Annotated in this window: 24 protein-coding genes; all 24 read left to right on the top strand. The window is 30.6% G+C overall.

What is annotated here, in order from left to right; all coding sequences use genetic code 11:
- Positions 1-109: 109 nt before the first annotated feature.
- Entirely contained in the window at positions 110-586 is a 477-nt protein-coding gene (locus L1S49_RS22170) for a hypothetical protein (protein WP_238907462.1), read from the top strand.
- A 328-nt stretch (positions 587-914) separates the two neighbouring features.
- Positions 915-2858, top strand: a complete 1944-nt coding sequence (locus L1S49_RS22165) for a P-loop NTPase fold protein (protein ID WP_238907461.1) — start codon at positions 915-917, stop codon at positions 2856-2858.
- 70 nt (positions 2859-2928) lie between these two features.
- Complete coding sequence (locus L1S49_RS22160; RefSeq protein ID WP_238907460.1) at positions 2929-4446, top strand: hypothetical protein; 1518 nt, start codon at positions 2929-2931, stop codon at positions 4444-4446.
- A 104-nt stretch (positions 4447-4550) separates the two neighbouring features.
- Positions 4551-4733, top strand: coding sequence for a hypothetical protein (locus L1S49_RS22155; protein ID WP_238907459.1), 183 nt, complete (start codon positions 4551-4553; stop codon positions 4731-4733).
- A 63-nt stretch (positions 4734-4796) separates the two neighbouring features.
- Complete coding sequence (locus L1S49_RS22150) at positions 4797-5228, top strand: helix-turn-helix transcriptional regulator (protein ID WP_238907458.1); 432 nt, start codon at positions 4797-4799, stop codon at positions 5226-5228.
- Positions 5216-5542, top strand: coding sequence for an HNH endonuclease signature motif containing protein (locus L1S49_RS22145; RefSeq protein WP_238907457.1), 327 nt, complete (start codon positions 5216-5218; stop codon positions 5540-5542). Before L1S49_RS22150 ends, L1S49_RS22145 begins: the two co-directional genes overlap by 13 nt.
- Before the next feature lie 142 nt (positions 5543-5684).
- Positions 5685-5993 (top strand): P27 family phage terminase small subunit, encoded by a 309-nt coding sequence (locus tag L1S49_RS22140; RefSeq protein ID WP_238907456.1) that lies wholly within the window; start codon positions 5685-5687, stop codon positions 5991-5993.
- Positions 5980-7647, top strand: a complete 1668-nt coding sequence (locus L1S49_RS22135) for a terminase TerL endonuclease subunit (RefSeq protein ID WP_238907455.1) — start codon at positions 5980-5982, stop codon at positions 7645-7647. Before L1S49_RS22140 ends, L1S49_RS22135 begins: the two co-directional genes overlap by 14 nt.
- 52 nt (positions 7648-7699) lie before the next feature.
- A complete protein-coding gene (locus L1S49_RS22130; protein WP_238907454.1) occupies positions 7700-8851 on the top strand; it encodes a phage portal protein in 1152 nt (383 codons plus the stop codon).
- Complete coding sequence (locus tag L1S49_RS22125; protein ID WP_238907453.1) at positions 8848-9639, top strand: head maturation protease, ClpP-related; 792 nt, start codon at positions 8848-8850, stop codon at positions 9637-9639. The genes L1S49_RS22130 and L1S49_RS22125 overlap by 4 nt, the downstream gene beginning before the upstream one ends.
- Before the next feature lie 4 nt (positions 9640-9643).
- On the top strand, positions 9644-10840 hold the full coding sequence (locus tag L1S49_RS22120) for a phage major capsid protein (RefSeq protein ID WP_238907452.1): 1197 nt from the start codon (positions 9644-9646) through the stop codon (positions 10838-10840).
- A 14-nt stretch (positions 10841-10854) separates the two neighbouring features.
- Entirely contained in the window at positions 10855-11157 is a 303-nt protein-coding gene (locus L1S49_RS22115) for a hypothetical protein (RefSeq protein WP_238907451.1), read from the top strand.
- The gene (locus L1S49_RS22110) at positions 11154-11489 is read left to right on the top strand and encodes a hypothetical protein (protein WP_238907450.1); all 336 of its coding nucleotides are present in this window, start codon (positions 11154-11156) and stop codon (positions 11487-11489) included. The genes L1S49_RS22115 and L1S49_RS22110 overlap by 4 nt, the downstream gene beginning before the upstream one ends.
- A gap of 4 nt (positions 11490-11493) precedes the next feature.
- Positions 11494-11889, top strand: a complete 396-nt coding sequence (locus tag L1S49_RS22105) for an HK97 gp10 family phage protein (protein WP_238907449.1) — start codon at positions 11494-11496, stop codon at positions 11887-11889.
- Positions 11876-12190, top strand: coding sequence for a hypothetical protein (locus tag L1S49_RS22100; protein WP_238907448.1), 315 nt, complete (start codon positions 11876-11878; stop codon positions 12188-12190). Before L1S49_RS22105 ends, L1S49_RS22100 begins: the two co-directional genes overlap by 14 nt.
- Positions 12191-12201: 11 nt before the next feature.
- Positions 12202-12756: a hypothetical protein gene (locus tag L1S49_RS22095; protein ID WP_238907447.1), complete on the top strand. Its 555-nt coding sequence runs from the start codon at positions 12202-12204 to the stop codon at positions 12754-12756.
- A 41-nt stretch (positions 12757-12797) separates the two neighbouring features.
- Complete coding sequence (locus L1S49_RS22090; RefSeq protein ID WP_238907446.1) at positions 12798-13097, top strand: hypothetical protein; 300 nt, start codon at positions 12798-12800, stop codon at positions 13095-13097.
- Between the two features lie 273 nt (positions 13098-13370).
- On the top strand, positions 13371-16241 hold the full coding sequence (locus L1S49_RS22085) for a hypothetical protein (RefSeq protein ID WP_238907445.1): 2871 nt from the start codon (positions 13371-13373) through the stop codon (positions 16239-16241).
- A gap of 1 nt (position 16242) precedes the next feature.
- Positions 16243-16932: a phage tail domain-containing protein gene (locus tag L1S49_RS22080; protein ID WP_238907444.1), complete on the top strand. Its 690-nt coding sequence runs from the start codon at positions 16243-16245 to the stop codon at positions 16930-16932.
- A gap of 15 nt (positions 16933-16947) precedes the next feature.
- Positions 16948-17082 carry a hypothetical protein gene (locus tag L1S49_RS23335; protein ID WP_275299660.1) on the top strand — a complete coding sequence of 45 codons (135 nt, stop codon included), beginning with the start codon at positions 16948-16950 and terminating at the stop codon, positions 17080-17082.
- Positions 17083-17219: 137 nt separating this feature from the next.
- Entirely contained in the window at positions 17220-17465 is a 246-nt protein-coding gene (locus tag L1S49_RS22075; protein ID WP_238907443.1) for a hypothetical protein, read from the top strand.
- A 2-nt stretch (positions 17466-17467) separates the two neighbouring features.
- Positions 17468-17854 (top strand): DUF1617 family protein, encoded by a 387-nt coding sequence (locus tag L1S49_RS22070; protein ID WP_238907442.1) that lies wholly within the window; start codon positions 17468-17470, stop codon positions 17852-17854.
- A 29-nt stretch (positions 17855-17883) separates the two neighbouring features.
- A complete protein-coding gene (locus tag L1S49_RS22065; RefSeq protein WP_238907441.1) occupies positions 17884-21921 on the top strand; it encodes a phage tail spike protein in 4038 nt (1345 codons plus the stop codon).
- Positions 21922-21923: 2 nt separating this feature from the next.
- On the top strand, positions 21924-22124 hold the full coding sequence (locus L1S49_RS22060; RefSeq protein ID WP_238907440.1) for a hypothetical protein: 201 nt from the start codon (positions 21924-21926) through the stop codon (positions 22122-22124).
- The last annotated feature ends 204 nt before the right edge of the window (positions 22125-22328 follow it).

Genomic DNA, 22328 nt, shown 5'->3' with positions numbered 1-22328 from the left:
GGATAGTTTATCCATTATAGGTGGGTCAACTTTACTCGTTAAAGGTGGGTCAGTTTTAAGTATAAATCAACACATTGTTACTTAAATAAATCAAAAAGGAGTAGTTAGAATGAAAAAATTTAATATAGACGAAACCATTAAAAATGCAGCAGAAGAGGGCGCTAAAAAAGCAGTATCTTTACTAAACAAAGAAATTAAAGATAATAGAATTCATAACACTAAGTTGCTTATGAAAAATTATAATAAGCTTAAGGATCATATAGATAAAGTAAAATCAGACATAGAGTTTGAAATTGAACAGGCTGAGGATAAAGTTTGGCTTACTAGTATAGTTAGAACTAAATTAAGAACTATGCAACTTATAGCTTTTATAGACAATGCTTTAGAATTAGTAAAAGAAGATATGAAGAAAAACTGTGTTGAATATAAATATAGAGCTTTTGAAATGTACTATCTTGAAGAAAAAAACAATGAGGAAATAGTAAGTAAAATGAAATGTGGAAAGAACCAACCTAGAATATGGTCAGATGTAATACTTAATGAACTTAGTATTTACTTATGGGGAATAGAAGCATTAGGGATATAAGAGGGAAAAGATGGAGTTTTCAAAGTGATTATAATGTACTAAAATGGTAGTAGGTAATATTATATCTATTGGCAGTAAGCAGGGACTTACAACATGGTTGCTGCATGGAAGGCACTCGAAAGGGTGTCTTTTTATTTCAATCAATTATATTTCATGTATTTAATTTTATAAATGGTTTAAATTTTTTACTTATTTTGTAAATTATCTCAGATAATGTAGTACATATATTCTTGTTATTATAAGTTATGTAATAATATAATTATGCTTGTAGGGAAGTGTTTATAAATAATAATCTAATTGGCTTCCACAAATAAAGGATGTGATATATATGACTTTTATGTCAGAAAATATGATTTTAGATAATGTTAGTGAATATGTTAATAACAATTCAAAATACGCAATTCTAATTGATGGTGAATGGGGATGTGGAAAAACATTTTTTGTTAAAAAAAAGCTTATTCCAGAAATAGAAAATAATAATACTAATAGAAAAACTATTTATATTTCATTATATGGACTCAAATCTTGTGATGATATAATGAAAAAAATATTTATAAAGATGATACCCTTAGCTGATAATTCAATAAAAAATAAATTAGAACCTTTTGCAAGTGTAATTCTTAGTGGCATAAGTTTATATAATATAAAATTACCTAAAATAAATATACCTAAAATAAAATACGAGAATTTTATCAATTTAGATAAATACATAATTTTTTTTGATGACTTAGAACGCTGTAGTATTGAATTAAATGAAATATTAGGATATATGAATAATTTAGTGGAACATAATAATGTAAAAATGATTATAATTGCTAATGAAAAAGAGCTTGGCAAAGTAAACAAATTTAATAACTTAGAAGCTAAGTATTCATTAGCATTAAATAAGAATATACAATTCCCCAATTTTAATATTAGCTATGATGATATTATTAATTCTATGTCACCTGAGTCAAATGATAAAGTTGTAAAAAAAGCTATCGATGTTGATACATTATTAAAAAGATGTGAATATTTGTTTGATAAAGATATTTTATATCATCAAATTAAAGAAAAACTCATAGGTGAAACTATGAAATTCACTCCTGATATTTCAGAAATATTAAATGCTATTATTGTAAATAATGTAAAACATGACAAAGTTAAAGAATTATTATATCCTTTAAAAGAATCTATACAAACTAGGCTTAATACTAACAATCATAATAATTTTAGAACTGTATTATTTACTCTTGAGAAATTTGAAAGATTGTATAGTGTCATAAATAAAATTGAAATCGAAGATAATATCAAGTTACAAATCTTAGAAGATATTTTTATATGTTGCTTAAATTTTTCGATTAAGTTTAGAAAAGGCGATATATCAATATCTTGGAACCAAGATGAGGAATTTGCAGAAATAGCGTTAAATAAATATAACCCTGATACTAATATAATTGGATTTAAATTTGTATATGAGTTTATTTTCAATGCATACTTTAATGAAAAAATTATAAAAGAGGCAGTAATTCAATACTCAGAATTTTTAATAGCAAAGGGGAAAATTTCAGATGATTCTATAAATATTATTGAAAATGACTGGTGGAAAATTGATGATTCTATGGCTATTCAATGTATAGAAAAAATTAATGAAAAGCTAATAGATAATGGCTACTCTTATTCTTTGTATCCACTTATAATATCTAGGTATTTATCCTTCAACAATATGGGAATGGAAATCGACATTAAAAATATTATGGTTATTATGAAAAATAATATAACTAAACTAAGTGATAATGCAAATTTTGAGCCTTATTTATTTGGATATTATGTTGCAGATGAAATTAAAAGTGAATTTAATTCATTAATGGCTGACTTACAAGATTACTCAAATAGTAATAGTAATAATAATCGTTTAAATAAAATAAATACACTTTTAAATACTAATGATACATGGGCTCAAGAGTTGTATAAATATATAACTAAGAATGCTTTTGCAATAAGAGAACAAAATAAATTCTTATCTGGTTTTAATATTGATATATTATTTGAAATTCTTATAAAAACTTCAAATGGCAATATTATACACTTTACTAATTCACTTAAATTTATATATGATCGCGGACAAATAAATTTTTACTATAAGGATGATGAAGAAAACATAAGACTATTAAAAAATAAACTTAATGGGTACATGGATTTAGAAAATAATAATGAAAAAATTAAACGTTATAATTTAGATAATCTAGTAAAAGACTTAGAAAAATATTTATCTCAATTAGCACAAGAATGAGTTTAATTTATATATAATTACCAAGTATAACTAATGAAGTATTTTATTATTAACTACTATGGAGGGGACCATGCTAGAAGTAACAAGTAAAACAATAATAGTTATAACAACTATAAGTACATTTCTAGGATTCTATTTAAAAACTATAATGAGTTTTTTTACAGAATCTCTAAAAATAAAATACAAAAACATACCAGAAGAAAACTCAATATTTCAAGTAATAATTAAATTGATGTTCTACATAATAATAATAATAGAACTATTTTTCATGTTTTTGCTAATTTATTCTCTTTTACAAAATAAGGCTTTATTTTCAACAAACCTAAAAACGCCTATTGCCAAAGATATAACTGAATCAGTGATATTAATATTAATTCTTTTTATCACTGTGTGGACAGGCATGTTTTTTGAAAATTTAAGAGAAAATTATTACGCAAGATTAACTAATAAAAAACATAAATATGTTACTAAAGCTTTAAAGTTTACGCATTTTATCGTTATTCTTATAACACTAATATTTCTAATTTTAATATCATGGGGCACATACGATTACTTTTTTAAAAGTAATACTATAGATTCAACTAAAACTATGCAAACAATTTTAAGTAATATTTCTATTTTAACATTACTTGTATTGCAATTAAAAATGAGTGAAATCTGTGAAATATTAGAAAAAGAAAGCAGATTTATTCTTCATTCTGATGGCTTACCAATTAAATGTAGCTGCTATTTAGAATGTAAGGAATATTACCTTGTAATTAATAATTCCAATGAAATGTATATTAAAAAAAGTAGTATTAAAAGAATTGAAAAAATATTTGAAGAGGTGAAAACTGAAGAAATGATAAAAGAAGAAAAAACTAAAAAATTTTTTAATAAATTTTATAACTATTTTGTAAAAGTGAAAAACAATAGAATATTTATGATAATACTTGTCTTTGTGGCCTTTTCTTTTGCTTTCCCACTTTTTCTCCAACTTTGGTATAAACCTTCATTCAGCGATTGGTATAGTATATTAGCAAGTTTTATAGGAGGATCAATTGGAGGCATTACAACATTAATTGCATTATATACATCAACAGAAGAAACCAAAAAAATCCAAAATGAAAATATGAAATATAATAATAAAATACTTAATATTCAGATATTAAATGAAAAAATTAAAGACTATAAAACATGCTCAATTGAGATAAATTCATTTCTTAACTCTATAAATGAATTTGTAATTTCAATAGATAATATTAAAAATATTATCGGGTTGAATGGAAATTCATCATTAACTCAGAATTTATTTAAATTATATACAGATTATACGAATACATTCAACAAATTCACTTTAACAACAAAGTGTATAGACCCTAAGAGTATTTTAAATGAATTTATATCTATATCTGACACAAACAATAAAATATTAGAATCACTAACATTTTTAACAGCAATAAACCCTACAAAAGATAATATTGGCCTTATTGATATGGTTTCTTTAAATTTATTAAAACTCAATAAAAAAATTGAAGAATTACAAAATATTATTCAAGAGGAGATAAATACTTATTACTCACAGAAGTACAACCTAGCAACAAAATGATAACAATCTTGTTGTTATCTAACTCTCATAAATGAATATCCTTTAACAAGAGGAAATTACTCTTTTCTGTAGAAATTATATATTTAGGAAGGAGTGAGTTTTAAATGGAGTTAGAAGGAAATAAAATACTTAAAGAAATTCTTAATGAATTAAGAGACATGAATGCTAAGTTAGATAAAATATCTTCAGATGTCGATTGGGCGCAACATTATGCAGGAGGAACAGAAACAAGTATTGGAAATGTTGCAGATAAGCTAGAATATATAAAAAAAATTATAGAAAAATAAATCTGTAGAAAAGAACTCTCAAAAGAGTTCTTTTTTTATACCACAAATTAAGGAGGATTACCAATGAACATAGGAATTAATCTTAAAAATAGAAGAGAAAAACTTGGTATTAGTCAACGAGATCTTGCTAAGGTAATTAATAAAACTGGGCAGCTTATTTCATTAATAGAACAAGATAAAAACAAACCAAGCTTAGATGTTCTTGAACAAATCGCTAAAGCACTTAAGATTCCAATATACGAATTAATTAAACCTTCTAAAGACTTAGGATCTACTGAAATTATGATTAAAAAAGTTGAGTTTATATATGATGGCTGGAAATTATATCGGGGTGAAGAGGAGATAAACAACATAGAAGCATTAAAAGCTATCACTGTTGAGTTCAGTTATAGAAACATATCTAATGCCAAGATAGGAATAAAAACAGATAGAGAATTAACACTAACTGAGATCAAAGAAAAGATTATAAATGAAATGCAATCATGGATTCTGTAGAGTTACTCAATTGGATTATATCATTACTTCAAAACAATAATATAAAAGCTTTTTATAACTCTTCCTGGTGGTTAAAGAAAAGAGCAGATGTGTTAGAGAGAGATAATAATGAATGTCAGCTATGTAAGTCTAAAGGATTATATAATCAAGCTGATTGTGTTCATCATATTAAACATCTAAAGGATCATCCAGAGTTAGCTTTAGATGAAGACAACCTTTTATCTTTATGTAATGAGTGTCACAATGAAGAACATCCAGAAAAGTTTTTAAAATATAGAAAAAAGAAAAAATTATTGAATGAGGAAAAATGGTAGTCCCCCCCATCGAAAAAAACGAAAAAACTCCTGGTATTGGAAGAACGGGTAGTAAGGGAGGACAAAACAGAAATCTCGCGCGTGTGAGAAAAAATTGAATTTTGATAACAATATTTTACATTGAAAGGAGGGATAAAAAATTATGGCTAGTGCTAAGAAAATCAAGGATTCTCTGATAAGGCAGCTCGAAGAAAAAGGAGCAAATGTAGATCATTTTTTAAGTTTAATTGATGATTATATTTGGTACTGGAATCAAGAAAAAGCTATGCAAAAAGATATAAAAGAGCGTGGTTTTTCATATAACGCTGTATCTGCTTCAGGTAAAGAATATATTAAAGATAACCCCTCCGTCAAAAATGCTCTGATGTATAACAAACAGAAATTGTCCATATTAAAAGAACTAGGGTTAACAACTTCTAATGTACCAAGTGGTGAAGATGAAGAATTATAATAAACTAATACCTGAGATTCAAAATTATATTAACCTAGTACGTAGTGGAGAATATGAAGTTTGTAAAGAGCAAGTTCAACTTGTAGAGTATGTTGAGAAATGTTTTAGAGAAGAGAACTTATTTGTAGATGAAGAGCTGCTGCATAAATATTTGAGTTTACAGAAATACTTTCCCTTTGAACTTTTTCCATGGGAAGTTTTTTGTTTTACACTTCATAATTGTACTTATTCAAGACCTGGTATCTTAAGATGGCCAGATCTTTTTATTTATGTGGGAAGAGGTTCAGGGAAAAATGGTTATCTTGCCTTTGAAGATTTTTGCCTTATATCTGAATATAACAATATTAAAAATTATGATATAGATATATGTGCAAATTCAGAGGACCAGGCTAGAACATCTTTTGATGATGTATACAATGTTTTAGAAGAAAATCAAAAGAAACTGCAGAAACATTTTTATTGGAATAAAGAAGTTATACAAAATCTTAAAACTAAGTCTAAGCTTAGATTTAGAACCAGTAATGCCAAAACTAAAGATGGTGGTAGACCAGGTAAAGTAGACTTTGACGAGTACCATCAATATGAGGATTACAAAACCATACAAGTATTTAGAACTGGTTTAGGTAAAAAGAAAAACCCAAGAACAACTATAACAACAACAGATGGAGATGTAAGAGGTGGGCCATTAGACAGTTTACTTTCTAGAGCTATTAGAATACTAAATGAACAGGGTGGAGATAACGGATTATTAGTCTTTATCTGTAGACTTGATTCTGAAAAAGAAGTTCATAACCCTAAGATGTGGCATAAGTCTAACCCATCTTTACGTTATAATGAGGAACTATTAAGAGAAATAGAAAAAGAATACATTAACTACAAAGAAGATCCTATTAGTAACTCTGCTTTTATGACTAAGAGAATGAATATCCCTCAAGGGAATAAAGATGTAGAAGTAACTAGTTGGGAAAACATACTGGCAACTAATCAAGAGATTCCAGATCTAACAGGCTGCTCATGTGTAGCTGGAATAGACTATATGAAAACAAATGATTTTTTATCAGCTGGATTACTTTTTAAATATAAAAGTAAATACTATTGGCTCTCTCATACATGGATATGTAGAAGTTCAGCTGATTTAGGAAGAATAAAAGCTCCATTAGAAGAATGGGCAACAAAAGAGGGAGGTAATCTACTAACCTTCATTGATGGTCCTGAAATATCTCCAGATGTTCCTGCTTCATGGCTTGCAGAACAGGCTCAAAAATATAACATCACTACACTTGGGATAGATAATTATAGGCATACAATACTTGCTAAAGCTCTAAGGGATGCAGGATTTGACACTGATAAAAAAGGAGCAAATAACATTAAGCTTATAAGACCAAGCCATGAAATGTTAATAGCTCCACTAATAACAAGTGCCTTTGTAAATCATAATATTGTTTGGGGAGATAACCCCTTAATGCGTTGGTATACAAATAATACATGCATGATAACTTCACAAGCTGGAAACATAACATATGGAAAAATAGAACCTAAGAGTCGTAAGACAGATGGTTTCAAAGCTTTTGTTGCTGCTATGTGCGCTGGTGGAGTTGACTTAGAAGATAGTGGAGAAGAAATTGATTTTGATTTTGGAGTATACACATATTGATGTGAGCCTTAGAGATAGGGCTTTTTATTATGCCCTGAAAGGGGGTGAGAAATTGGGATTCATAGATTGGATAAAAGAGATATTTGGAAACAAATCAAGAGTATCTCTAAATGAAAAATCAATAGAAAGTCAGCAAGTACAACTTGAAGTTGAATATTTTGCTATAGTCTCAGCTATTAATATGATTGCTGGATCCATAAGCAAATGTGAGTTTAAAACCTTCATGAAAAATAAACCTTTAAGAGAAGATGAGTATTATCTATGGAATATTGAACCTAACAAAAATCAAAACTCAAGTCAATTCCTTCAAGAGTTAGTGTCTAAACTGCTTTATTATAATGAGGTCCTGGTAATAGAAGTTAATGGCCAACTTATAATTGCAGATGATTTCAGCCAAAATGAGTACGCTTTATATGAGAATACTTTTACTAATGTCTCAAGAGGTACCATGACTTTAAATCGTACCTTTACCATGAGTGAGGTTCTTTATTTTAAGCTTGGAAGTGATGATATTAGAAAGTTACTCTCCAGGTTAATCAAAGGTTATAATAATCTACTTAACATGGCCATAGCAAAATATAAACGCTCTGGAGGCAGAAAGGGAATTGCTAAAGTTGATAAAGCTCCTTCAGGAGATAGTGATTATCAAAAAAAGATTGATGATCTATTTAATAATAGATTCAAAAGCTATTTTGAAGCAGAAAACTCAGTGCTGCATTTGCCAAAAGGTGTGGAATATAACGAGCAAAATGGAGAGGGTAACAAGAAATCAACTAGTGAAATTGTAGATATTCAAAATCTTACAAAAGAAGTATTTGAAAGAGTAGCGCAAGCTGTAAAAATACCTCCAGCACTATTAAGAGGTGATATTGCAGATGTTGATAAAATCACAGATAACTATTTAACCTTCTGCATAGATCCTTTAGCAGACATTATTGAAGAAGAAATTACTAGAAAGAGATATGGTAAGTCAGCCTTTATAGCAGGCTCTTATCTCAGTGTTGATACTACGTGCATTAAGCATATTGATTTATTCTCTATCTCAACTGCCTTTGACAAGCTAATAGCTAGTGGAGGTTATAGCGTGGATGAATTAAGAATAAAGGCAGGTGATATACCATTGAATACACCATGGAGCAAAAAACATTGGATGACCAAAAACTATGAAGATATAGAAAACTTGAAGGGAGGTGAGAACCTATGAAAAGTAAAAGAATATGGGACTTAAAACAATCATTAAATGATCCTAGTAATTTAGATATGTATATCTATGGTGATGTACAAGGAGATTATTTCGATTGGTATGAATGGCAGCAAAAAGAAAGTGAAACCTCAGCTAATCATTTTAGAAATGAGCTAAATAAATATCCAGATGTTAAACAAATAAATATATTCATTAATTCCTATGGAGGCTCTGTCTTTGAAGGAACTGCAATTTATAGTCAGCTTAAGAGGCATCCAGCGGAAAAAGTAATCTATATAGATGGTTTTGCCTGCTCTGTAGCTTCTGTAATAGCTATGGCTGGAGATAAAGTTATAATGCCTAAAAACACTATGATGATGATACATAATGCCTGGAACATAGCTGCAGGAAATGCTAAACAATTAAGAAAAGCAGCTGATGATTTAGATGTAATCATGACTGGCAATAGGCAAGCTTATTTAGAAAAGTCAAAAGGTAAAATAACTGAAGAAAAGCTTATAGAATTACTTGATACTGAAACCTGGTTAACTGCAGAGCAATGTCTTGAATATGGTTTTGCAGATGAACTACTTACTAAAGAAGTGGATCTAACTGAAGCTAATCAACTTCTTCAAAAGATGAATACAACATTAGAGCAGCAAATTAGCTACAACAAAGCTTTATCAGCCCAGGCTAAAGACTTTACTCAAAAGATTCATGAACCCCATAAAGAACCTACACCTAAAGAACCACAAGAAAATAAAACTATTAAATTAATGGCGGCATTATTCGCTAATAAGGAGAGATAAAAGTATGAAGAGTTTAGATTTATTAAAACAAAAGAAAGTAGACATAATGAATAGGCTTAACCAAGCTATGAAAGAAGGTAATGAAGAGGCCTTTGCTCAAACATTTACTGAGTTCACTGAATATGTTCAAGAAGTAGTTATGGAAGAGGCTAAAGGGTTAGTTCAAGCAGCTGATACAAATGTTTTAGTAGGAAGAGGTGTAAGACAATTAACTTCTGAAGAAAATAAATACTTCCAAAAAGTAATTGAAGCAATGAGTTCATCAAACCCTAAACAAGCCCTTACAGAAATAGAAATAACAATGCCTAAAACAATTATAGATTCTGTATTTGAAGATTTAACAACAAATCATCCATTATTAGATGCTATTAACTTTCAAAATACAAGTGGCTTAATAGAGTTCCTAGTAAATTCAGATGGAGATCAAATTGCAAGTTGGGGAACTTTAACTAGTGAAATAGTAAAGGAACTAACTAGCGGATTTAAAAAGTTAAACATGGGACTTAATAAGCTATCTGCTTTCTTACCTGTAGCAAAATCAATGCTTGATTTAGGACCTGCATGGTTAGATAGATATGTAAGAGCAATACTAGGAGAATCAGTACAAAATGGATTAGAAGAAGGAATTATAAAAGGCTCTGGGAAGAATATGCCTATAGGTATGAATAGACAAGTCGGTGATGATGTAACAGTAACTGGAGGCGAATATCCTGAAAAACAAACTGTACCTGTCACACGTTTAGATCCTGTTACCTATGGAGAACTTATATCTAGTTTGGCCAAGACTCCAAAAGATAAGTCTAGAGTAGTAAGTGAAGTATTAATGCTTGTAAATCCAGTTGATTATCTAAAAAAGGTAATGCCAGCTTCAACTGTAATAAGAACAGATGGCTCATACGCAAGCAATGTATTTCCATTCCCAACAAGAGTAATTCAATCCATTCAAGTACCCGAGGATAGAGCTATCATAGGACTTGGAAGAAGATACTTTATGGGAATAGGAACAGCTAAAAGCGGTAAAATAGAATACTCAGACGAATATAAATTCCTTGAAGATGAAAGAGTGTATCTAGTTAAACTTTATGGCCATGGTGAGCCACTTGATAACAACGCATTTATTTATGCTGATATAAGTAACTTAGAGCCACTTGTACAAAAGGTTACTGTTGAAGGTGTTGTTTTGACAAAAGAAGAGGCTTAATTGAGGTGATATAGATGCCCGAAGGATTATTAGATGATGTAAAAGACTATTTACACATATCTTGGCAAGATGAAAAAACAGATAAAAACATAACTGGATATATTAAAAGAGGGATGGCACGTCTACAAGAAATTGCAGGGGTGCCATTAGATTTTACTAAAGAAGATCTCCCTAAATCACTATTACTTGATTATTGTCGCTATGCTAATAGCCAAGCCTTAGAAATGTTTGAGAAAAACTTTTTAAGCGAGATCATGAGCCTTCATTTTAATGGCCAAATACAAGCAATGGATGAAAAAGAGGAAGATTCATCATGAAGATAAAACTAGACAACATTGAATTTGTAAGTTTTAGTGATGGTATATGCGATATTTACACTGAAGATGAAGAGGAAATAAAAACCTACAAATACAGGAATCTTTGTTTTTCTGATAGAGTACTAGGTTTTAAAAGAGCTTATGCTGCTGCAGCTGCACAGGTGAAAATTAATGCAGTTATTAGGATTCCTAAAGTACCTGGAATAGATAATCATGATACCGTAGAAATAAAGGATAAAGGAAAATACAATATAGAAATGATCCAGGTAATCAATAATACTAATCCACCATCTATAGATCTTACCTTAAGACAATTAGAAATGAGTAGGTGATGTTATGGAAAATATAGAAGTTGATTCATTAGCAGATTTAATAGCTGAATACATGAGTAACTACACACAAGATATTACTGATAATGTGAAAAAGGCAGTAGATGTTGTAGCAAAAGAAACTAATCAAGAGATAAAAAATCATATTACATTTAAGCAGCCAACAGGAAAATATGTAAAAGCATTTAGAGTTAAAAAGTCTTATGAGGATGGATATAAAAAGGTTAATACCTGGTATGTTGGAAATGGTCAATATAGACTTACTCATTTACTTGAGAATGGCCATGCTCTACATAAAGGAGGAAGGACTGAAGCATATCCACACATTAAGTATGGTGAAGAACTTGCGAAAAGGCGTATGGAGGAACTATCAAAGGAGGCTATTAAAGATGCTGGACGTTAAAACCTGGCTAGAAACTACAGGAATGAAGGTTGCTGAAGTTTCATTTAAAAAGCCACCACCACTACCTTATATAATCATTTTAGAAAGTGAAGATGTAAGGGGTGCAGATACTAAGAATCTTATAAAAGATAGAGATATTACTATAGAGCTTTATTCAGATAAGATAGACAAAGAAGCAGAACAAAAGATAGAAAACTTGTTAAATGAAAAATCAATAGAGTATAAAAAAGATCGTGCGTGGATTGATAGTGAGAGATTCTTTCAAACCACGTACGATTTTAATTTATTAGAAAAATTATAGGAGGTAATAGCATGGCAGGAACCGCAGGAGAAAAGATTGTTTTAGGTTCAGGAAAACTTTATACAACTGAATTTACTGGAACAATACCAGAAGATTCAACTATAGAGGCTGATGGGAATTTATTAGGGTTAATTCAAGGTGGAGCTACACTTGAATATAAGCCAACTTTTTATGACACAGAGGATGATTTAGCAATATTCAAAAAGAGTATTTTAACAAAAGAAGAGGTTACTCTTAAAAGCGGAATAATGACTTGGAACGGAAAAACCCTTAAAAAACTATCTTCTACAGCTACAGTAACAGAAGCAAATGGTAAAAGAACTGTAAAAATCGGAGGTATAGGTAAGCAAGATGGAAAGAAACATCTTCTTAGATTTGTACATGAAGATAAGGTTGATGGAAACATTAGATTAACTATAGTTGGTACCAATCAAGCAGGATTTAGTTTAGCATTCCAAAAGGATAAAGAAACTGTTATAGATGCTGAATATAAAGCCCTTCCACTAGATAACGAAGGGACATTGATAATATATGAAGAAGAGATTCCAGAAGCACAACAAGTATAATACAGGCGGTAAACAGCCGCCTTTTGTGAAAGGAGAACTACATGTTTGATATAAGCTTAGTAAGTAAAAGATACTTTGAAGTTAAGTTTGAAAATGGCTTATCTTTAAAAGTAGAACCGCCAAAACTTGGAGTAATAAAAAAGATTACTGCTTTATCTAAAACTAGAAATGAAGATGCAATGGACGATTTAGCAGAAGCTGTAAAGATGATATTAAGTAAAAATAAAAATGGATATAAAGTTACAGATGAATTAATTGACGAGATAGACTTTGACCAACTAAATGAGATCTTAACAGAATACTTTGAGTGGCTTGCAAAAACTAAAAATACCCCAAACTAAAGATCCCTTATTATCCAGGAGAAGATGATGATAAGGGACACTATGAAATTAACACTATTGAAGAAAAAATAGTTTGTGATTATACAGGCTATAACTTTGATAGACTTGAAGATTTAACTGTATTTGAGTACTGGTTACTATTAAGAGATGCAGTAGTATACAACCATATGAGAACAGAAGAGGGTAGAAATTATTTAGACGATTGTTGGCGTTTAGAACAAACTCAGCCAGATAGAAAGTCCTTAAGAGAAAAGTGGAGGAAGGAGGAATAGAATGGCCAGCAACATTAAAGGAATAACCGTTGAAATAGGTGGTAACACAGCTCCTTTAGAAAAAGCCTTGAAAGATGTAAATAAGACTAGTAGAGATTTACAGAGTGAACTTAGAGAAGTAAATAGACAGCTAAAACTTGATCCAACAAATACTGAATTATTAAATCAAAAGCAAAAACTATTATCTGAAAGTATAACAACTACTAAGGGTAAACTTGATACTTTAAAAGAAGCTGAAAAGCAAGCTCAGATCCAATTTAGCCAAGGTAAAATTGGAGAGGAACAGTACAGATCTTTACAGAGAGAAGTTATTAAAACTGAGGAACAATTAAAGAACTTAGCAAAGCAAGCTGAAAAAAGCAATGTTGCTTTAACTAAAATATCTGAAGGAGCTAAGAAAGTTAGTTCAACTGCAGGTAATATATCAAGAAAAACAGCTCCAGCAACATTAGCTATAGTTGGGTTGGGAGCTGCAGCTACTAACATGGGTTCAGATTTTATAGAAAGTGCTAACAAAGTAGAAGTTGCTTTTGATTCTTCTTCAGATAGAGTAAAAGACTGGAGTAAAACAACCTTAGATAACTTTGGTATAGCTGGTGGTACTGCTCTTGATATGGCTGCATTATATGGAGACATGGGAACATCAATGGGAATTGCTACAAATAGAGCAGCTGATATGTCTATGTCATTAGTTGGACTTGCTGGAGATTTATCAAGTTTTAAAAACATAGGTCTTGATCAATCTAAAACTGCACTTAATGGTATTTTCACTGGAGAAACTGAAAGCTTAAAAACTTTAGGTATAGTAATGACTCAGGCTAACCTAGAACAGTTTGCATTAACTAAAGGCATAACTAAAAAATATCAAGAAATGACTGAAGCTGAAAAAGTTGAACTTAGATATGCTTATGTTATGGAGAAAACTAAAAACGCTCAAGGTGACTTTGCAAATACTTCTGATGGAGCAGCAAACAGCATGAGAGTTGCATCCGAAAGTACGAAAGAAGCTGCAGCTAGTATTGGTGTAATGTTGGCTCCAATAATAGCAAAGGCAGCTCAATACATAGCTGATTTGGCTAAAAGCTTTTCAAGTCTTGATGATGGAACAAAGAAAATAATTTTAGTTGTTTTAGCTTTAGTTGCAGCCATATCACCAGTAGCAGGGCTGATTAGTGGAATAGCCACGATAGTTGGTGTAATTATACCAGTAATAACAACTATAAGTGGCGCAATAGGAATAATGACAGGAGCTACAGTTGCAGCAACTCCAGCAATGACAGCTCTGGCCAGTGTGTTCACCTTTATAACTGGACCTATAGGTATTGCAATAGCAGCTACAACATTATTAGTAGGTGCTTTTATTTATTTGTGGAATAACTGCGAAGCATTTAGAGAGTTTTGGATTAATCTCTGGGAAAAGATAAAGGAAGTCGCCAAGGATGTAGGTAATTATCTAGTCAACTTCTTTACAGTTACTATTCCTGAAGCTTTTAAGTCATTTAAAAATATGCTCCCTACCTGGGAAGGAATAAAGACATTCTTTATAGATATCTTCAGCAGCATAACTGATTCTATATCCTTATGGGTAGATAATGTTAAAGCCTTTTGGAATGAAGTTATAAGGTATGTAATAAACAAATTAAACTCATGGAAAAATGGCATAACCAGTGTATTAAATAGTATTAAGAGCATTTTCACAAACATAATTAATAATATTTCTGATTTCTTAATTAATAGATTTGGAACTACCTTTAAAATTTTAGGTATGGCCATGGATGCTCTTAAAAGTGCATTCGGATATGTATGGGAGGCTATTAAAAACATAGTACTAGCTCCAGTACTTCTATTATGTGATTTAGTTACAGGGAACTTTGATAAGCTAAAACTAGATATAACAAGTATAATGTCAAACATTAAGCTAAATCTTCAATTAGCCTGGATTAATATAAAATCCGCGATAAGAACAATAATAATAGCGTTACAACTAGAAATACAGCTAATTTGGATGCAAATAAGAAATATTTGTGTAAATGTAATGACCTCAATAAAAGACTTCTTTATATCTAAGTGGACCGAGTTAAAAACTAACTTCTTTGAAATCCTTGCAAATATCAAATTAACTTTTGAAACTGTATGGAATGATATAAAAACAAGTGCAATAAATATAGTCACTAATTTAAAAGATGGAGTTATAAACGGGGTTCAATACATGAAGGATGGAATAGTCCTTAAAATTACTGAAACTAAAGATTGGCTCATTAATACATGGAACTCAATATTAAATTGGTTCTCAGAACTTCCAGGAAGATTATATACTAGTGGAGTTAATATGTTTAACAGCTTAAAAGATGGTGCAAGCAATGCATTATCTAATATATATGGTGTTGTAGTAGGAGGCTTTAATAGTGCCATAAGATTTATTACAGGATTACCAAGAGAAGCCTATACATGGGGAGTAGATTTTGTTGATGGATTAGTGAACGGAATCAAAAACTCTATCTCAAGAGTAGTAGATACTGTAAGTGCTTTAGCTGCTAAAATAAGAAATTATCTTCACTTCTCAGTACCAGATGAGGGACCATTAACTGACTATGAAACCTGGATGCCTGACTTCATGGAAGGACTTTCTAAAGGAATTGAGAAAAGCAAAAATTTAGTTATTGATTCGATTAGAGGTTTAAGTGGAGATATGAAGGTTGGAATGAATCTAGATCCTGCTTTTGTAACTGGAGCTTCATCAAGCAGAGTTGAAAACTCTGGACAAGGAAATACAACAATAAACTTTAATGGAGAGTACAGCTTCAAAGATAAAAATGATATAGACTATTTCATGAATCAAGCTGCAGTTCTTACAAAAAGAAAGAGAGGATAACATGTTAGTTAATAATGTTGATATATCAAACTTTAAAGCGATATTACTCTCAAAAGATATTCAAACAGCTAATATTATTACCTATGATGATTGGCTAAGAAACTCACTTAATCCAATTTTCTTAGGTAAAAAAGAGCAACATAAGCAAATAAATCTAAAACTCTTTATTGAAGATACATCTGAAGAAAATGCTTTAAATGATCTTAGTAATATAGTGAATCAATTTGAAAAGTGTACATTGAAATTTGATGATCTAAGTTTTTATTATGATTGCATTATAGTAAACAAGAATCATGAAAGAATAGCTATAGGTAGATATAACTTAGAAATAGAACTTAAAGGCTATGCTTACAAATCTCAAATAACAGAAACAGCTAATAGAGTCTCAACCAAAACTATAAATGTACCAGGCAATTCAGAAACTCCAGCTATAGTAGAAATAACTCCTAGCATTGCCCTTGTAGATCTAGTAGTAACTGGACCAGGAGAAACCTTCACACTAAAGAATTTAGCAGCTGGACAAAAGATAATAGTAAATGGAGAAGATTGTACAGTACTTCAAGGATCAACTAATAGATTCTCAGATTATGATAGTTGGGACTTTCCTGTACTTTCTCCAGGAGCGAATACAATAACATTTAGTAAAAGTTCATGTGATGTGAGTATTAAATATAAACCTAGATGGATATAAGAGAGGATGATTTAAATGTCTAAAATAACAATAACTATTGAAACAGAGAATTCAAAAACAAGTATAACTCATAAGTCTGAATCTATTGTAATTAAAGTGAGAAATGAAGATGCGGAAGAAACTAACTTTGAATTAGGATCAGTTGAATGAGCAACAATAAAAATAGAAGAGAATGGCGAGGTGTTTGTAAAAGGAGGAATGAAAGTTGATGATTTAATATCAAGAGTAAATAAAGCTGAATGTGCAATAACTCAAATTAATAATAAACTTTTGGAGGGTGATAAATAATGTTAAAGACAAGTAAGAATATAACAGTAATAGGTGAAAGCATAGTAAACAATGTACAAGTTGTATATATGCAAGCAACTATAAAAACAGATGGAACCAATAATGCTTCTATAACTAAAAACATAACTAACCAGGAACTTTATAATAAAAATAGAACTGAGGTAAGAGCAGACATGGAAGCTTTTGAGGATGAAGTTTATAAAATTGAAGATGAAAATGTAACTGTAGAAGAGGAGGATAAATAATTATGAAAGTAAAATTAAGTAATGAAAGAATAGTAAATGATGCAGCTAATTTAAGAACTATTTCAGAAAAGCAGCTACCTGTAAAAGTTAGTTATGCTATAGCTAAAAACATGGCTAAGATAGAAAGTGAACTTAAGGTTTATAACAAAGAAAGAGCCAAGCTTATAGACAAGTATGGAGAAAAAGAGAATGATGGAAAACTAAAACTTGATGAACATGGGTCTATTGTTATCAGAGAAGATAGTAAAGATAAGTGGGATAAAGCAATAGACGAGCTTCTTGAAATAGAAAATGAAATAGATATCCATAAATTTAATATGGATCTATTAGAAGGACACAGCATAAAACCTTCAGAGCTTATGACAATAGACTATATGATAGAGGATTAGTCACTACTATTTTGAAAGGTGGTGATTTTTTGTTAATATTATACGACTTAAATAAAACTAAAATAGCAGGACTAAAAAACTATAAGGATTTAAGGATAGAGAGGACTTTAGATGGTGATGAAGTTCTCTTTTTTTCATACCCTCAAATAGACAGTAAACATGATTCTATAAAAGAAGAAACTTATATTAGAACTAAGAAAAATGAGTATGTAATTAAGGAAATCAATATAAAAGACGATTGGACTGAGTTTGTAGGAAAAGTAAATGTTGAGAATCTTAAAGGGAAAGCAGTAAATAGTTTTGAAACAGTAGAACAAATCTGTACGAATTCAGTTAACTTAGCAATAGCTGGAACTGGTTGGACTATAGGATCATGTAATGTAAGTAAGAAGAGAACTGTCAGAAAAACTAATTGTAGTTCTTATGATATTCTCCAGGAGATTAAGAAAGTTTATCTATGTGACTTTAGATTTGATTCGGTGAATAAGAAGATTTATATTTATCAGTCAATGGGTACAGATAAAGGATCATATTTTTCTGATAAATTAAATCTAAGAAAACTAGATATACAGTCAAACTCCTATGACTTTTGCACCAGGATAATACCTATAGGTAAAGATGGACTGAAGATAAACAATATAAATAGTGGTAAAGAGTATGTTGAGAATTATCAATACTCAAATAAAGTTATAACTGTTTTCTGGGAAGATAATAGATACACAGTAGTTGAAAATTTGAAAGAAGATGCTACAGCAAAACTTAATGAGCTATCAAAACCAATAAGGGCATACTCAGCAGAGATATTTGACCTGGCTAATTTAAATGATAAATATAAAAATATCCTGGACTATGATCTTGGAGATACCATTACACTTTTATCTAAAGATAAGAAGGTTAAAGAAAAACAAAGAATAGTAAAAATTGTTGAATATCCAGACGAACCTGAAAGAAATTCATGCGAAATAGCCAATAGAACCTTGAGTTTTGAAGATATTCAAGCAGATACTTTAGAAGCTGTTGACACTGTTAATTCAGTAACTACAAGTGATGGCATGATAGATAATTCTAAAGTTGACTTTAACCCTTTAAGGCTTGAAGTTGTAAGTTTAGTAGCACAAAAAGCAGATATAGGAGAACTTAATGCAGCGGTTGCAAGAATTGGAACATTAGAAGCTACAACCGCAACAGTAACTCAATTAAATGCAGCAGTAGCAAGAATAGGAGTGCTTGAAGCTGGAAGTGCAACAGTAACTCAGCTTAATGCTGCTAATGCTAAAATAGCAACTTTAGAAACTAGAGCAGCATCTATAGATACACTTTTAGCAGGAAACCTAACAGCTGATAATATGAAAGCTAATTTAATAACTGCAGGTACTACACTAATTGCAGATGGATCTATTGCAAGTGCTAAAATTATAAGTTTATCAGCAGATAAAATAAATGCTGGAAAGATAAATACTAATTTAGTTAGTATCCAATCATCTAGCGGAAATATGCTTATCTCAGATAACACTATTCAAATAAAAGATAGTACTAGGGTTAGAGTTCAGATAGGCAAAGATGCAAGTAGTGACTATAACATGTATGTATGGGATTCAAGTGGAAACTTAATGTTTGATGCAAGTGGACTGAAAGCTTCAGGAATTAAATCTAAAATAATTCGTGATGATATGGTTAGTGATACAGCTAATATCAATGCTTCTAAAATAGAGAAGGAAAGCCTTGTAACTAGAATTAACGGAGCTACAGCCTTACTATTGGCTTCAAAAGTAAAGTTAGATACTGAAAATCAAACATTAGAATTAGCCTTTAATCGCCTTAAATCTACAGTTACAACTACAGCTAATACAGTTACAAGTCAAGGTACTTCAATAAGTACAATACAAGGACAAATTCAGGCTAAGATATGGCAGCAGGATATAGACACTTTAGAGGATAGTTTAGATACTAGGATAAAATCTACAGAAACATCTATAACTGCTTTAAATAGTGCTATTAGTTTGAAGGTTAGTACAAGCGATTTTAACACATATAAAACCAGTAATGATAGTGCAGTAGCTTCTAAAGCTTCTCAAAGTGCGTTAAATACAACCAATGGGAATATTAACAGCTTGACTACTAGAGTGAGTACAGCAGAAGCTTCTATATCTGTTCTTCAAAATAAAATATCTTTGAAGGTTGAGCAGAGTGATATTACTACAGCGATTGAAGAAGCTATTGATGAGATAGATACTAAAATATCTACAACGAAGGCTGAGATTGAATTAACTACAGATAGTATAAGCTCTACAGTAAGTAGTGTGCAAAGTTCTGTTACAAGCTTAGGAAATAGAGTTGCAAGTGCAGAGAGTAGTATACTAAGTTTGAATAGCTTTATAACTCTAAAGGTTAATACGAGTGATTTTACTAATTATAAAACTAGTAATGATAGTGCTGTAAGTTCTTTAACAAGTAGAATAAGTTCCGCAGAACTCAAGATAACAGATAGTGCTATAGTATCTACAGTTAGAAGCTCAACAGCCTACACAAATGATTTAGGAGCTAAAGCTAATCAATCAGCTTTAAATGCTACAAACACTAGAGTAACAAATACAGAATCTTCTATAGTCCAATTAAGTACTCAAATACAAAGCAAGGTTAATGTTGGAGACTTTGGGACTCTTATTACTCAGAATGTTAGCAGCGTGAAATTTGCTGTAGGTCAAATAGGTGGGGCTAACTATATAAAAGATAGTAGTTTCGAATTTGGATCAATTATTATGGGATCTATTAATGGTGCAACAATTTCAAGAGAAGGGACAAATGGAACTTATCCGTATATTAAAGATGGATATTATAGATATAAAGCAATTACAACAATAAATAAAGATGCAGGTTTATATACTGATGTATCAAATCTAATAGTAGGTTCAAAATACACATTTTCAGCATGGGTTAGGCCGGGGGCTGCAGCATTAAATATAAAATTAAAGATATATACTACCGGTTGGACAATTGTTAATATGACAGATAATACTGCTCCAACAGTTGGCAGCTGGTATAGATTTTCGTGTACATTTACAGCAAGTGAAACAACTCAAAGATTATGTGTTGTAAGTTATAATCCTGATGGTGCTACATTTTTTACGGATTGTTGGCAACTTATTGACGGAGAAAATGTTACAGAATGGAGTCCTAATCCAAATGAAACAAGTAATATAAGTGTAGATATATCTGATAGAGGACTAACTGTAAGGAATGGCGCAATAAGCATACTTAATAATGCAGGAACACAAGTGTTAAGTGGAGATACAAGCGGAAACTTAACTATCAGAGGAGACTTCACAACTTATGATGATAGTACAGGAAACATAGCTATTAGGTTAAGTAAGAGAACTGCATATTTCTATGATTGGGATAGTAATGCTGTTTGTGGTGAAATATTTGCTGGAAAAATCGTTGGAAATATAACAACAAGAGGGATGGTTTTTGGTGCATATAGAAATAAATTTCTTCAAGTATCTTATCAAGGAAGTGACAATAATATGTATCCAGTCATAGCAGTTGATAATGGAGCCTTTGGAAGTGCTGGAACAGTAACAATCACAGGTGGCAAACAAATAAATACTCAAAATCTTTATGTTAGTGGATCTAAAAACTGTATTCAAAGAACACAGAATTATGGGGATCGTCTGTTATATGCCTATGAAACCACAGAGAATTATTTTGGAGATTTAGGTTTTGGAAGGATAAATGAAGATGGTGAATGTATAGTAAGTACAGATGAAATATTTGGAGAGTGCATAAATGTAAATATAGAGTATCATGTATTTACTCAAGTTTATCAAGGATCTATAACTAAAATAGAAAGATATCCTGACTACTTTATTGTAAAAGGTAAAATAGGAACTGAGTTCTCATGGGAATTAAAAGCTAAAAGAGCAAGGTTTGAGCACGTAAGACTAGAACAGAAATTCGTAGAAGAGCATGGAGTAGAAAGTATGGAAGATGAATTAAAATCACTGGTAAGTACTGATATAGAAGAAGAGTTATACAATGACTTATCAGATGAATTATTGGGGGTGTGAGAATGCTAAAGTTAACAGGTGTAGCTATAATAACTACTGCAGAAGGTAAAAGAATAACCTATAGTTATTCAGATGTAGGAGAAGATGGAACAATAAAAGCTTCTAATATTAAGAGAAGTTTTGTTGCTGTAGATGAGGAGATGAAAAGTATAATAGATCAATTAGAAGCAAAAGTTTCTAATCATATGAATGCAAATGAATAAAAAGAAGATACTCCTTGTGTACAAAGCATCTTCTTTTTAATGAATTTTATTAAAGTAGAATATCGTTATTATTATCAAAAGAAAAAGTTTTATACATTCTAAAATAACAAAAAAAGAAGGTACTAAAGCTATAAAATGATACCTATAGACTGGACACATGAAAAAAAGTGTTTAGTCTGTAGGTATTTTTTATATAATAGAAAT

Source organism: Clostridium sp. YIM B02506, from assembly GCF_022324845.1.
GTDB classification, from domain to species: Bacteria; Bacillota; Clostridia; order Clostridiales; family Clostridiaceae; genus Clostridium_T; species Clostridium_T intestinale.
This window is presented reverse-complemented; position numbering and strand designations above follow the sequence as displayed.